The 14170-nt window shown below is 63.3% G+C and carries 11 protein-coding genes; 5 read left to right on the forward strand and 6 right to left on the reverse strand.

The genetic code is table 11. The features are described 5' to 3' along the window. The first annotated feature begins 3 nt into the window (after nucleotides 1–3). The 3 genes from AAGA68_11215 to AAGA68_11225 are packed head-to-tail and all read left to right on the forward strand — an operon-like array spanning nucleotide 4 to nucleotide 3400. Nucleotides 4–894: a glycosyl hydrolase family 17 protein gene (locus AAGA68_11215; GenBank protein MEM9385621.1), complete on the forward strand. Its 891-nt coding sequence runs from the start codon at nucleotides 4–6 to the stop codon at nucleotides 892–894. Further along, on the forward strand, nucleotides 887–1843 hold the full coding sequence (locus AAGA68_11220; GenBank protein ID MEM9385622.1) for a glycosyl hydrolase: 957 nt from the start codon (nucleotides 887–889) through the stop codon (nucleotides 1841–1843). The genes AAGA68_11215 and AAGA68_11220 overlap by 8 nt, the downstream gene beginning before the upstream one ends. 54 nt (nucleotides 1844–1897) lie before the next feature. Beyond that, nucleotides 1898–3400: an amidohydrolase family protein gene (locus AAGA68_11225; protein MEM9385623.1), complete on the forward strand. Its 1503-nt coding sequence runs from the start codon at nucleotides 1898–1900 to the stop codon at nucleotides 3398–3400. A 22-nt stretch (nucleotides 3401–3422) separates the two neighbouring features. Here AAGA68_11225 and AAGA68_11230 read toward each other — a convergent pair whose 3' ends face one another. Next, nucleotides 3423–3989: a DUF2239 family protein gene (locus AAGA68_11230; protein ID MEM9385624.1), complete on the reverse strand. Its 567-nt coding sequence runs from the start codon at nucleotides 3987–3989 to the stop codon at nucleotides 3423–3425. 78 nt (nucleotides 3990–4067) lie between these two features. Between AAGA68_11230 and AAGA68_11235 the strand changes: the two genes are divergently transcribed. After that, a complete protein-coding gene (locus AAGA68_11235; GenBank protein MEM9385625.1) occupies nucleotides 4068–4835 on the forward strand; it encodes a hypothetical protein in 768 nt (255 codons plus the stop codon). Between the two features lie 76 nt (nucleotides 4836–4911). Beyond that, nucleotides 4912–5391 (forward strand): four-helix bundle copper-binding protein, encoded by a 480-nt coding sequence (locus AAGA68_11240; GenBank protein MEM9385626.1) that lies wholly within the window; start codon nucleotides 4912–4914, stop codon nucleotides 5389–5391. A gap of 2 nt (nucleotides 5392–5393) precedes the next feature. On the opposite strand, the gene AAGA68_11245 is transcribed toward AAGA68_11240, so the two are convergent. The 5 genes from AAGA68_11245 to AAGA68_11265 all read right to left on the reverse strand — a co-directional run bounded on the left by AAGA68_11245 (nucleotide 5394) and on the right by AAGA68_11265 (nucleotide 14114). Next, entirely contained in the window at nucleotides 5394–5774 is a 381-nt protein-coding gene (locus tag AAGA68_11245; GenBank protein MEM9385627.1) for a VOC family protein, read from the reverse strand. A 497-nt stretch (nucleotides 5775–6271) separates the two neighbouring features. Beyond that, nucleotides 6272–8185, reverse strand: coding sequence for a S8 family peptidase (locus AAGA68_11250; protein ID MEM9385628.1), 1914 nt, complete (start codon nucleotides 8183–8185; stop codon nucleotides 6272–6274). A gap of 138 nt (nucleotides 8186–8323) precedes the next feature. After that, nucleotides 8324–10108, reverse strand: a complete 1785-nt coding sequence (locus AAGA68_11255) for a glycoside hydrolase family 2 TIM barrel-domain containing protein (GenBank protein MEM9385629.1) — start codon at nucleotides 10106–10108, stop codon at nucleotides 8324–8326. Between the two features lie 40 nt (nucleotides 10109–10148). Further along, nucleotides 10149–10880, reverse strand: coding sequence for a hypothetical protein (locus AAGA68_11260; GenBank protein ID MEM9385630.1), 732 nt, complete (start codon nucleotides 10878–10880; stop codon nucleotides 10149–10151). A gap of 33 nt (nucleotides 10881–10913) precedes the next feature. Then, nucleotides 10914–14114: a hypothetical protein gene (locus tag AAGA68_11265; GenBank protein MEM9385631.1), complete on the reverse strand. Its 3201-nt coding sequence runs from the start codon at nucleotides 14112–14114 to the stop codon at nucleotides 10914–10916. Nucleotides 14115–14170: the final 56 nt, after the last annotated feature.

The raw sequence follows: 14170 nt of genomic DNA on the forward strand, positions 1-14170 counted from the left end.
TCGATGTCGCCCTACCAACGCAAGCTCTCCCTCGCCGGGGTCGATATCCGCAACCGCAGCGTAGAAGACCTACGCCTCTTAGTGCGCGAGCTTCTCGAACGTGGCCTCCACGGCATCTCCTTCAGCCCCTACATCGAGGGCCAAGACCCCAAGGTGGTCAAGGTGAGCGAGGGCCAGATCCGCGAACGCCTCGCTGTGATCCAACCCTTCGTGCGCTGGATCCGCACCTTCTCGTGCAGCGACGGCAACGAGCTGATCCCGGCCATCGCAAAGGGTGAAGGGCTCAGTACCATGGTCGGCGTCTGGCTCGGCAACGATCACGAAAAGAACGAGCAGGAACTGGCCACGGGCATCGAGCTGGCCAAGGCGGGCCTAGTCGACGTGCTGGGCGTAGGCAACGAAGTGCTTCTGCGCGGTGACCTCACCGAAGATCACTTGCTCGAGTACCTCCATCGCGCACAGGCCGCCGTGCCTAGTGAGGTGCCGGTGGGCTACGTCGACGCGTACTTCGAATTCGAAGTGCACCCGCGCATCACCGAAGCCTGCGACGTGATCCTCGCCAACTGCTACCCGTTCTGGGAGAGCTGCCCGGCCGAGTTCGCCTGCCTATACATGAAGGACATGTACCGCCGTGCACAGCGCGTCGCGCCGGGCAAGCGGGTAATCGTGAGCGAGACCGGCTGGCCAAACATCGGCACGCCCGTGGGCGGCGCCGTGCCGTCCTTCGAACACGCCATTAAGTACTTCCTCGACACCTACCAATGGGCTGAGGAAGACGCCGTGGAGGTGTTCTGGTTCTCTTCCTTCGACGAGACCTGGAAGGTCGCGGCCGAGGGCGATGTGGGCGCCTACTGGGGCCTGTGGGATCAACACGGGACGCCGAAGTATGTCTGACATCCTCGCCCATCCGTTCATCGCCCGTTCCCTACCGACCTACGGGCGCGCCATCTGCTACTCCGGCTATCGCGAAGGCCAGCATCCAGGACACGGCTTGTACCCATCGTACGATGAGATCCGTGAGGACTTACACATCCTAGCGCCCCACTGGCAGTACCTGCGCCTGTACGACTGCAGCCGCCACGCGCAGACTGTGCTCGAGGTGATCGAACAGGAAGATCTGCCCTTGCGAGTCATGCTAGGCGTCGACCTAGCGGCCGAGGTAAGCAATCCCAACTGTCCCTGGGGCGCCGACTTCAGCGAAGAGACCCTGCGGGAAAATCGCGCCTCCAACGAGTCCCGCGTTATCCGCGCCATCGCCCTAGCCAGCGCACACCCGCACGCGGTGATGGCTATGTCGATAGGCAACGAGGCGAGCGTCGATTGGACCGATCATCTCGTGCCCGTCGAGCGCCTGGTGTACTACGCGCGGCAGATGCGCGCAGGCATTCCACAGCCGGTGACCTTCTGCGAGAACTACGTGCCCTGGACACAGAAGCTACAACCGCTGGCCGAGACCCTCGACGTTATCGCGATCCACACCTACCCGGTATGGGAGTACCGCTCCCTGGACCAGGCGCTCGCATACACGCAGGAAAACTACCGCTCCGTGGCCGAGCACTATCCAGATAAGTCGGTGATCATCACCGAGGCGGGCTGGACCACGGCGGCCAATGGTCGGGGCATCGAGCCCCACAACGCGTCCGAGGAACTGCAGGCAGGCTACTACGAGCAGTTGCTCAACTGGACCGATCGCGAGCAAATCCTCACCTTCATCTTCGAGGCCTTTGACGAGCCCTGGAAGGGCTCGGCGGATCCGCTCGAACCAGAGAAGCACTGGGGCTTGTACAGGGTGGACCGGACGCCGAAGCTGGCGATGCTCGCCCACCCGGCGACGGCCGGCTGAGACCACCCACCCGCTGCCTCGGACCGGCGCGACCCAAGGGCAGCCCCGCGCATCGTGCCTTTAGGCACGCGCTTGGGGGATCAGATGGTGGATAAGTCGGTCGATCCAAACGGGCAGCGATTGCCCATAAAGCTGGACAGCACCAGCAACGGCGAGTTCGAACCGGTGCCCCTCGCCCCGATTCACCGCTACGCCTGCGACCACGCCCTGGCCCGCGCTACCGAACATGCCCGACGCCAGGGTCGCTCCCGCAGGGACTTCCTCGTCAGCGCCTGCGGTGCCGCCAGTACCCTCCTGGCCATGAACGAGGCCTTTGGCGCCATCGGCCGCCGAGGGGGTTACTACGAGCTCCCTGGCACAGCGGCCCTCGACGACGATACTGCCGTCGCGGCAGTCACCGGGGATGAGTTCATCTTCGACGTGCAGGGGCACTTCGTGAACCCCACAGGTGCATGGCTTCGCGCACTGCCGGACGAGGCCAGCCCCTTGCGCTTCGCCCAGACGGACAATTGCGCCGCCGCCGCCATGGGAGGCCCGCGCGACCACTTGCAGTGCCTCGGCCCTGACGCCTTTATTCGTCATCTCTTCCTGGACTCGGACACAGACCTCGCCGTGCTGTCCTTTGTGCCCTCCACACGCGATGGCGAACCGCTCACGATAGAAGAGGCGGCAGCCACGCAGGAGATCGTCGCCAAATTGGGCGGCACGAGACGTCTCTACCTGCACGGCCGCGTCAACCCAAACCAGGCCGGTGACCTGGAGGACATGGAGCGCCTATCGCAGCAATTCGGTATCGCCGCGTGGAAGACCTATACGCAATGGGGACCTTCCGGCACGGGCTTCTTTCTCGACGACGATGTCGGCCTCGCTATGATCGAGCAAGCTCGCCGCTTGGGCGTAAGGAACATCGCCGTGCATAAGGGCTTGCCCTTCGGCGCGCGCTCTTACGAGCACTCCACCTGTATCGATGTCGGCCGGGTGGCGAAGCAGTACCCGGATGTCAATTTCCTCATCTACCACTCAGGCTTCACGACCAGCCGTCCCGAAGGGCCGTACGACCCGAAGCGTACGGACGGCATCGACCAGCTCATCAGCTCCGTACGCGCGGCTGGCCTGCGCAAGCGGCACAACGTGTTTGCCGAGCTAGGCTCTACCTGGCGCTTCCTCATGCGCGACCCGGATCAGGCGGCCCACGCGCTGGGCAAACTCCTGCTACACCTCGGCGAGGACAACATCCTCTGGGGTACGGACTCCATCTGGTATGGCTCACCACAGGATCAGATCCAAGCGATGCGCACCTTTCAGATTAGCGAGCCGCTACGCGAGCGCTTCGCCTACCCCCAGATGACCCCAGCCATCCGCGCAAAGATCTTTGGCTTGAACGCCTTACGTATCTATCAGGTTCCACTGGACGTGCGCGCGGCACACCTGGGGAATGATCAGGTGGCCGCATGGCGCGAGGGCTACCGCAACCGGCCAGATCCGCACTTCGAGACCTACGGCCCCAAGACCCGCCGCGAGTTCCTCAACCTGCAGCGCTGGAGCGCAGGCCCGTGAGGCCTTGTGAAGCCAAGGGGAGTCACGACCAGGCGGCGTCCGCGAAGGCTGCTGCCTGACGGCGAACATCATCCGGCCAGGCGGCCGCGTGGGCCGAGAAGGCCTCACGATCGCCCCCGTACAGGGCCCGCAGGGACTCCTCAAAGCCCGGGTAGTCCCCGGCAAGCGCGTTCAGGAAGCGGAAGGTAGCATCGCGCGCCGCATCGCGAAGCGCTGCCGGTCGCTTGGCCGCTTCATCTACTAACCTGCGCAAGTTCGCGGAAGCCCCACCGGGCTGCGAGTTGAGCCAATCCCATTGGCGTGGCAACAGGGTGATCTCACGCCCAACGACCCCGAGCCTTGGGCGCCCCCGAGATCTTTGGGAAGCTCCTTGCACCCGGTGTGGGTGGTGCTCTGCAATCCACTGCGAAATGGACTCGTCCGTGCCCTCGAGTAATACGTCGACAAGGCGCCCATCTCCCAGATCGAAGATCTGCGATGGAACTTCCGAGCCCAGGTCGCGCACCCTGAGCGCTACCTCGAACAGTCGCCCCCGTGCGACCTCGTGGCCCGCACGAAAGGCGCAGTAGTGACGGGTATCGGATGTCATAGCTCGCCGCCAGTTGGGTAAGGGCGTCGAATATTACCCGGATTAAAATAATCTGCAACGACCAAGCGATTGATCCCGATGAGCGGGCACGGGCGCTCGGGCACCTCCCATGGCAGGCTAGGCCCCATGGCGCTCTTCTCTAGGCTCCTCACCTTTGACGAGGCGACGCTCTATCGCACCGTGCGCAACGGCCTCCTACGGCTCTACGTTCACGGCGCGCCCACGGCCTGGCCACGCTTGCTTCGCAACATAGCACTGGTGAGCGCAGGCACCCTACTCCCCTGCTTGACCATCTTCTTGTTGCGGCGACCATCCGCCCTGCAAGGAGCAATGTGGACTCAGGTGGCGTTGCATGGATTCCCGGTCGTTTTTCTGGTCAACCTAGCGATGGCGCGAGTCTACACCAGACACCTAGACGGACTCCTCTCAAGCAGCGCCCCACATAACCTATTTTTTCTGCTAGGTGACGCGGCTGCTCGCCTGGCGCTCACGATACTGCTCACCTCCCTCTCCTTCCTCCTGTGGACAGCCCTGACGGGCGCTTTCGCGGGCAGCCCCGCGTCAGCGCTCAAGGCCGTCGGCGGTTCCTTTCGCTTCGGCATCCGCTTCGAGAGCCTGACCGGTGTGTACTTGTACGCCGTCGGCCTCGGCGCCTTCCCCGTGTTCGCCCTGGGATTCCTTCCCACCCTCGCTACGCAGCGGTGGTGTCAGGCCCTGATCGCACCGGCCGCCTACCTGTTGCCCATGTTTCACCGACCGGCGATAGCTTGCGCGCTGGCTTTCGGCGTGGTCAGTACGATCGTCTTGGCCATTACCTACACGGGGTTGGGGCTCCTGCCGAGCTAGAGGCGCCGCTTCTGGGATCTCGCGGTCGATTTCCAGTACGCTTTTGCTTTGAGCTCTGCAACGAGGAGAACACACCGTGGCTAAGGATGATCGATCCGAAGGAGCACGCGCTTGGGCGCGCCGTGACGTATTGAGCGGGGCCACGGCAGCCCTTGCCGGCTTGGCCTTCGCCAAGGCCAGCCGTGCAGCCCATCACGAGCAGTCCGGCCATCACGCGATGCACGCGGTGGACAACAAGCTCCGCGACAGCGCCCTCCAGTGCGTCACCACTGGCGATGACTGCATCGCCCACTGCCTGAGCGAGTTTCAGTCAGACGACACCACCCTCGCCGACTGCGCCGTGCGCGTGCAGGAGTTGGTAATCGCCTGCCGGGCCCTAGCCCAACTCGCAGCCCATCGATCGCCCCACTTGGCCGCCTTCGCCGAGGCGACCTCGGGCGTGTGCAAGGCCTGCGAAGAGGAGTGTCGCAAGCACGCGAAGCACCACGAGGTGTGTCGAGCCTGCGCCAAGGCCTGCGAACACTGCATCGAAGAGTGTGAGCGGATCGCCGCCTAGAATCAGGTCATGGAGTGCAAGGCGCAGATCTTGTGGCCATCGGGGTCACGCAGGTAGGCCAGGTACATCTTCATGCCCGATCCCTCGCGCACGCCAGGCGGGTCCTCGCAGGTGACACCGCCATTGGCTAGGCCCGCAGCATGGAAGGCGTCCGCGTCCTCGGGACTGGCGGCGCGAAAGCCGATGGTCCCGCCGTTGTTACAGGTGGCGGGCTTGCCATCGATTGGGGCGGTGAGGCAAAACACCCCGTACTTACTGTTGTAAAAGCAGCGGCCCTTCTCGTCCATCACGCCGCTCGGCACGCCGAGCGCGCCGAGCACGGCATCGTAAAAGCGTCGAGCCGCGTCCATGTCGTTGGTACCGATCATCACGTGGGTAAACATCTAGCGGCTCCTATGTCGCAGTGGCGTCGCGCGTGCTGGTCACGCTACTGGGGATGCTGCCACGATCTGCGCACGCGCGATACTCACACGCAGTCACCCGACTCACGGCCAGTTCGCGAAACGTCGAGTCTCCATAGCGCTCGCACCGCTCTCGAGCGTCCCACTTCTCACCGAGCGCACATCGGCCAGCACTTACCTAGCTTTTTTACTAGTAGCCGTAAGACTGCTTGCCCATCGAGCAGCCGAAGCACCCAACGGTTGGCGACCACACGCACAGAGGCTCAGTACCCTGACCGGCAAGGGGTCGGCAAACTGCCCGCGCCACGGCCACTCGTCGTTTGCCGCATCGAGCCACACCACCGAGATGCGACATTGTCTCATAAGGGACGCTTCTTTACCGTAATGAGGAACGCGGCAATCGGCCTGCGCTTGCTGATTCCACCATTCTGGAGGAAGCCAACGTGGCCACGCCGTCCTCTCCAATCCTCATCAAGCCGCTAGTCCGGCCGGTGCCGGAGGCCGTTGCTCTGCAGGTTGAGCAGCGGGTCTGCATTCTTCACGTGGTCAGACCAGAGGTAGCCGTCGCTCCACAGGTAAGCATCGGACCACAGGTATGCGTCGCTCCAGAGGTAGGCATCACTCCACAGATAGCCGTCGCTCCACAGGTACGCGTCGGACCAGAGGTAACCATCGCTCCACAGGTAACCGTCGGACCAGAGGTAGCCATCGCTCCACAGGTAGCCCGCCCCGAAGGCAGGGTTGCCCCAGAGCTTGGCCGTGTCCTCGACCAGGTAGATGTCGCCATCCTGCGTGCGCTGGAGCTTCGGCGACAGGGCCTCACCGGCTACGTAGCCCCGCTCTGCGAGGGCTGCTTGCACATCGAGCACACCCGCCCCGGCGACGAGCGTGCCGTCGTCCATTTTGCGTGCCGAACGCATCAGTCGGGCCTTGATGGTCGCAGGCGAGAGGTTGGGATCGTCGGAGAGCATCAGCACGACGGCCCCGGATACCATGGCGGCAGCCATACTAGTGCCCGACATCTCCACGTAGTCCGCCGTGTCGTAGCCGCTGGCCGTACTGGAGTAGTAGTAGTTGGTCGGGCGTTCACGCACCCAGTTGGGCAGATCGCGATCCAGGATCGAACCGGGGGCGACCGTCGAGGGGATCCGGTTGCCAGGCGCCACCAGATCGGGCTTCACGTAGTGGTCGATCATGGTAGGTCCGCGCGACGAGTAGGTGGAGACGAAGTCATCGTCCGTGCGCGCCGTGCCCGCGTAGGTGAGCGAGCCGACGGTGATGATCTTCGGCGCGTTGCCCGGGCTGGTGATGGTCATGGCACCGTCGCGGCCATAGTTGCCGGCTGAAGCCACCACGACCAAGCCCGCATCCCACATGGCCTCGACAGCCTGCACGAGGGGATCCTCCGCCGCCGACTCCTCGATCCCCTTGCCGAGAGACATGTTAACGACGCGAATGTTCTTGGCGGTCGCGTTGGCGATGACCCAGTCGATACCGGCGAGCACTTGGGAGATGCGGCCACGCCCCCGGTCGTCGAGCACACGCACGGAGTGGATTCCCGCCCGTGGGGCCATGCCCTGGAAGAAGCCCGCCGAGTCAAGGCCGTCGCCCGAGATGATACCGGCGACGTGCGTGCCGTGGCCGTAGTCGTCGACGCTCCGCCCACCGGTGAAGTCCACCACCGAATGCACGTAGCCAAGGAGATCGTAAGCGGCTTCGGTCACGCCGGAATCGAGTACGGCGACCTGCACGTTCATGGCAATCATGTCGGACGCCGGGGCGTTCGCTGTCTGCAGCCCCACCGGGCGCTCGATCGCAGTCATGGCGCGATGCCCGCCCCAACTACCCCCGCTACTCCAGTCACCGCCGCCGGACCAGCCCCAGCCACCGCCGCGGCGCGAAGCCCTACGCCAGCGGCGCGACGCCGCTTCGACCGTGCCGTCGAGGGTCATGTAGTCCATGCCTTCGGTAGCGGCAAGGCGATCCAGTTCCCCAGCCGGCACCGTCAAGGCCACGTAGGGTAAGGAATCGAAGGCGCGTGACGCACTGATGTTGATGCCAGCTTTCCCTGCGGCTCTCAACAGCTCCCCGCCCCGCTGCGCGTTCAAAACGAGCTCGACCGGCTGCGCCCCGCCGGCCTCCGCCAGGGCAACCACGGAGGCGCTCATGCGCGCGCGCCCCGCCTCCACGCCCGCGCGCGGTGTGTCGACAGTCGTCTCCCTGTAGGCGGCTTCGTCGAGTGCTGGCGCAGGCGTGTCTAGCGCCGTGGCAAGGGGCGCAGACGGCACTGAAACGTCGATGCTCCCCATGGGTGCATCGCGATCGGCAAGGGACCACACGTAAGAGGCGGCGATGGCGCTTGCGAGGACGATCAGGGGTGTTTTGATGCTCATGGCGTAGGCGCTCCGAACGCAGAAATATCGATGGGGATATTTCAGCCGATGGAGCGGCTGCAAGCCGCCTAAGCAAGTGAGATGGGGCGAGCGAAAGTGTGAGACACGTCGAATAAGCGCCGGTAAGGAGCGCGATACTCAGCGCACGAAGCGAATGCTGTCCAGATAGATGGTGACGGGCGAAGTGCGGCCTACGAGTGTGACGACGAAGCCTGTCTTCAAGCTGCTGAGGTCCTTGCCCTTCAACCTAATCTCGTAGCGCTTCCATGCATCTGTCAGCACGATGTCACCGGATTTGGAGATGCTTGAGTCCGGATGTTTGTTATCCGATTCGAGTAAGCCGACACCGAAGCTCACCTTTTCCCCGCCATAGGCGCCTCGCGCCCAGAACTCCAACCTGTTAGCCCCGGTGAGGTCGATGCCCCCTTCCTGATCGCCCCAGTTGTTCGGGGGATGTTGCCAGGCGATGCCCGCCCAGCCGAACTTGCCCTCGTAGCGAATACGGATAGCTGCCTTGCCTTCGCGTGGGCTACTGGCGTCGTCGCCATCGAGCGCCAGATGCTCGACGCCGCCCATCCACCCCGAGGGCACCCAAGCCATTTGCTCTAAGCTGTCCTCGTAAACGGGGAAGGGCAGCGGTGTGCGGCGCTCGCCCTTCACCAGGAGGGGCACGTTTGCCGTGCCCGCCTTTCCGTTGCCATCGTAGACATAAGCGAACAGTCGGTAGGGTCCCGGTGCCTCGGGCATGCGCACCTGCGCACCCGTTACGCCGGCTTCGAGGATGGCGTCCTCGATCGGCAGGGGCGTCGCGCGGTAGTCGCCGCCGGTGGCATAGTCACCGGTCTCGGCCATTAGCACCCAGCGTGCGCGCAAGTCACCGCCTTCCGGATCGCGCATCCGTGCGGCGACATCGATGACCGCACCGGGATCGACCGCCGTCGCCCCCGACACGGACAACCCATCGATGGCAGGTGCCCGATCGCCCGGCGCCTCACCAGACCATAGGGCGGTCATCGTATCCACGGCAGCGGTGCCGGCGCCATCTGGCAAGAACATACCGAACCAGGTGTCCGTGCCCTCCATCTTGTGGCCCCAGAGGAACGCGTAGGACCCCAGTGATACGCCCGGTGTGCCGAGTATCACCTGCTGGTAGGTGCCGCGATAGAAGGCGGCTTTTTCCTCGCTAGTCTGCTCGTAGGGCGCCCCCCAAGCGGTCGCGCCCGTCTCCCACGGCCCCAGGGGACCGAACTCCGTAAGCACGAAGGGTTTGCTGGCCCTCTTCTCCTGCAGACGCTCCGGCACGACCCGGGCGCCGCCATAGGCGTTTATGCCGTGTATGTCGATGGCCGGCGAGCGTTCGTGGATGTACTCGATCCGCTCGCCGTGAACGAAAGTCGTGACCGTCATCGTGGGGTGGTTGGGGTCCAAGGACTTCACCATTGCGGCGGCCTCATTGATGGCTTTCCACACAGCAGGGTCCGTCGCCTCATCAAAGCCCTCGGCCTCGTTACCCACGCCCCAGAGCAGCAAGGCCGGATGATCGCGATAGCGAAGCACCATCTCCCGCACGCGTTCGAGCTGCTTCTCGAGCTGGCTCGCGTTGCTGTAGTCGAAGCCATGCCGTGCATGACCGAGCCAGATGCCCACCGTGACCGTCAGCCCCAAGGCGTGGGCCTGATCGAGCACCTCGTCGACCTCACCGCCCCAGGTGCGTACGGAATTGGCACCGGCGGCGGCCAAGGCGTCGAGGGAGGCGTCTCCACCGGCGCCGCGAATGAAGTAAGGCTCGCCCCCGCGGTAGAGCTGCCAGCCCTCTGCGGTCTCTCGCAGCTCGACAGGCACGGGGCCCTTCGCCGGCTCCGTGCCGGCGCTGCCAGCCACGGCGAATACCGCGCTTGCGACAGCGGCAACCGTTGCGGCCAAGCGACGCGGTCCGTTAGCAGCATTCGGGTGCCGCACGGGCCTAACCACCGATGACGCTGACCACCCCATCATCGAAATTGGGTGGGTTCGCCGGTTGGTAAGTGAAGCCCCATTCGAGCAGCTGAGAGATCACCAGCAGCGGGTCGCCCGGGATCAGGCGATCGAAGCCGGTGGCATCCGTGCGATACAAGGCATCCGCGGCCAGCTCGTTGGTGCCGACGGGGAATGGCACCGGCTCACCGTCCGGGCTGAGGCCTGGGCAGCAAGTGAATACGGTGACTTGGCCAAAGAAGTTATCGAGCACAGAGCGGTAGGCCTTGAGCGCTTGCTCTTGAATCAAGGAATCGCCGTTGATGTCCCACAGCTCATGCAAGGCAAGCGCCGTAAAGTACTGGTTCTCGCCGGACTGGCGATTGGCCAAGGCCGTCGCCCAGAAATAAAAGCGGGATTTCGCGCCCTCAGGGCCCAAGGGGATCGCGTTGAACAGCTCGAACTTGTTCGCCGCATCCGGGTTGTTGGCGTCGAACTCGACGATCGGCGTGCCGATAAAGGGGTTCTCCGGGTCGTCCAGCACGCATCGCTCAGAGCCGATACCTACGTTGATGCAGGCGAGGTTCAACAGCGTATCGCTCGGCAGCACGATGGCGTTTATCACCATGCCGCCGTCCGTGCCGTCGTTGCAGGCCGTAAGGCCGAGACCGCCCACCACAGCGAGGGAGGCAATCGTCATCCATCGCGCAAAGCTGCTGGCCTTAAGCGTCTTGTTGTTCATTCTCACAATCCTCGTGCTCTGCCTACGAGCCGATCAGAAGCGATAGGTGAAGTAGAAAGTGGTCAGGAAGGCGTAGTCGTTCTCGCCGTCCAGGAACTCCTCCGGCAGGGAGTTCTCATCGGTAGTGCGGAAGATCGTGCGCACGCCGATACGCGTCGCGCGGATCTCATCGATGAGGTTACCAAAGGACATTCCGGTACCCAGCAAGAACGAGTAGTCGAATTCCACCTGCTCGGGATAGGTGAAGTTGAACTGGCGGAAGAAGTCTTCCGGCCCCCACGAGTCCTTCTTAAAGTAGCCGCGTACCAGATGGCGCCGGTTTATCACAGCCTTCCAGTATGCCTCGTAGAAATCACGGGTTCCTCCGGTTGGATCACCGGTAGACTGATCGAAGCCGCGGACCAGGGTCAGGATGTAATTCTGATTCGGGCTCGGGTTCCAGACCATGCGACTGGTGACACTCCACACATCCTCGGCGGGAAGCCCCTGACCGAAGGAGGCGTTGCTGCCGCCGTTGCCCAGATCCAAGAAGAACAGGTTGGCGTCCGTCGCCGTCGGGTACTCGGTGTAGTTGGCGCCGATGTTGAACGCAAACTTCGCATCCTCGCGCCACTCGTTGTCCCAGTCGTAGAACGGTGTGGCGCCGGTCGGATCCCAGGTGAAGAAGATCTCACCGGAGCGGGCCTCACGGTTGCCCAGCACGGCGAAGGCATCGTTGTCACGATCTCGCGGCAGGAGTCCCGGGTTCAGGATGCCGTCCGGCGTGATGACCGGATCGATGAACGGGTTCGCGTCCACCAGATTGTCGCGGTAGAGGAAGCGCGGGTAGATCATCAGGTTGCCGAAGCGAATGATCGTGCCCGCCTCGTACTCGCGGCGGTTACCCAGACCCGTGAGCGGCAGGCGGGTGGGGTCCAGCACGCCGAAGGTCGGCACGGGCCGGCCACCTTCCGACACCAGGCCCGCGTGGTGGGCGGAGAGATAGGTCTCGGCGCCAAACAGGCGGAAGCTAGTCTTCAGCTTGAAACCCAAGGTGTCTTCGAACTCGATTTGGTCCGTGACGATGTTGCCATCCTCATCGACCCGGTCGAACTGCTCATCGATACGCTCAGGCGCGGACAGCAGACCGCCCGCTTCCACCTTGATACCGCCGGGCAGTTGAGTGGAGGCGAAGATCGAGGTCGCTCGCGTCTGACGCTGCGTGGCCTGGGTGGCGTTAGCGCCCGTACCTAGGCGCGAGAAGTCCTCCGAGTGGATGATCGCCCAATCGATACCTCGGGTGGCGAACTCGTACTTGATCACCGCCTTCGGGTTGGCGCCCCAGAAGATCTCCGGGCCAGCCACGATCTTCAGGCCCTCGAGGGGGCCTTTGCCCGTGAACTCGATGCCCTCCGGCGCCTTGCCGTTGAACACATCGATGCCGGGAATATCAGTCGCTTCCTGGATTAGACCAAAGAAGTCCCCTTCGTAGGCCCAGTGGAAACGCGGCGTGTGGTAGAAGGCTTCGAGATCGAAGTTCCTGCCCGTGTACTTGGCGTTGAAGTCGTAAATCTCCACGCGCTCACGATCTGACAAGACTACCTGTCGCTCCGTGAACTGATCGAGGGTCTGGTCGCGAATGACCAGGCCCGGATTCTCGTTCAGAGTAGGCACGCGAATCGTCAGCGGCAGGCCCCGTTGGCCGTACTCGAACTCCAGGGGCTGCTTATCCGCCACGTCACCGAGCACGTTGAGGGAGAACTGACCCTCGACCTGCTCGCTCGGATTGAAGGCAAAGTCGACATTCAGCTGCTGGCCCGTGAGGAACTCCACCCCGTTTTCGCCGAGCTCGGTGATGTCCTGCTCCAGGGCACGCACGGCGAACTCACCGCGAATGTCACCCCCGGTGAACTTCAGCAGCCGCCGCTCCTCGTTCGCGCGCGACTTCAGGGCGCGCACCTCACCCTTCAGTTCGAGCACGTCGAGATCGACGTTGGCCACGCGCGAATTGATCTCGCCGACGTTCGCCGTGTAGGGGTCGATCTGGAAGATCTCAGCCAGCACGTCGTAGGCCATACGCGGGCGCGCCGTGTAGACGCCCTCGGAGTTCGGCAGGCCCAAGGCCATGATGCCGAACCACTCCTCGTTCATATTGTTGAGGCCTTCGGCCCAGTCGAAGGGGTAGGCTTGATTGGACCAAGAGGCGTTGGTGTCGTGAATCTCCAGGTTCTCGATCTGCAGATACTTCCACCACTCATCGCGCCATTCGAAGACGAAGGCGCCGATGGAGTTGCCCTCCTCGCCCTTACCGTAGGCCTTGCGATACATCTCCGCCCATTGATCCCGCAGTATCAGGGCCTGAGACAGCTGATCCTCTTCGAGACGACGAGCGTTGAAGGCGTCGCTACCAAACTCGAAGAACACCACCGGCAGGTCGAGCTTCGCTTCCACCTCGCTCCACAGGTTGGTGAAGCTCTTGCCGCGATAGACGTTGGAGCCGAGAAGGTCGAGGTCGGGGCACAGCTCTTGAATCAGGTCGATGTACTGAATGTCACCGTTGACGATCGTAAACGGGTGATTGGGGTCTATCGACTTACCCGCCTTCACCACCTCGTTCCACAGGGAGTACAGGAAGCGGGCTTTCGCCGTCTGTTGTTCTCCTGCGGGGAGGTTCTCGATCTCGAAACTGGACCATGACAAGCCGTAGTTGCTCTCGTTACCGAAAGCGAACATGAGCACGCCCGGCGTGTCCTTGTACTGCTGAACCCAGTTCTGCATGTCGCGCTTGAGCGTTTCGCGCGTGAGCGGATCAGAGTAGTCGGTGAAGGGAATCCACTTGCCGCCGACGTTATAACCGTAGCGCCCCATCAGGGGGTTTACCACGGACATGATACCGTGCTCGCGGTAGATGTAGGTGATCCACTTCGGCGGGATCATGGAGAAGGTGCGGATCGTGTTGATCCCCGCCCCCCTCATCAGGCCCATCTCGTAGTCGAGCACCTTGCGGATGGAGTCGTCTGGCTGGCCCCACAGGTTGTAGGTGTAGTTCTGGCCGCGCGGTGAGTAGCCCCAAACCACACCCTTGATGTAGTAGTCCGAGCCGTTGACCTTCAGCTTCCAGCCGTTCGCGTCCTTGTAGGTCTCGACCCGGTCAACCTGGGCGTTTGCCACGTGCACCGGTGCGCCGAGCGCCAGGAGCAGCGGCAACACCCATAGGGCGGTCCTCATGCGCCGCAGCAGGCGGATCGCGGTCATAGTGAATTCCCTGTGTTTCGTATCGTTCATATCGCCTGGTTCCCCTCCCAGTGCGC

The organism is Pseudomonadota bacterium, from assembly GCA_039193195.1.
Taxonomy (GTDB): Bacteria; Pseudomonadota; Gammaproteobacteria; order Steroidobacterales; family JBCBZW01; genus JBCBZW01.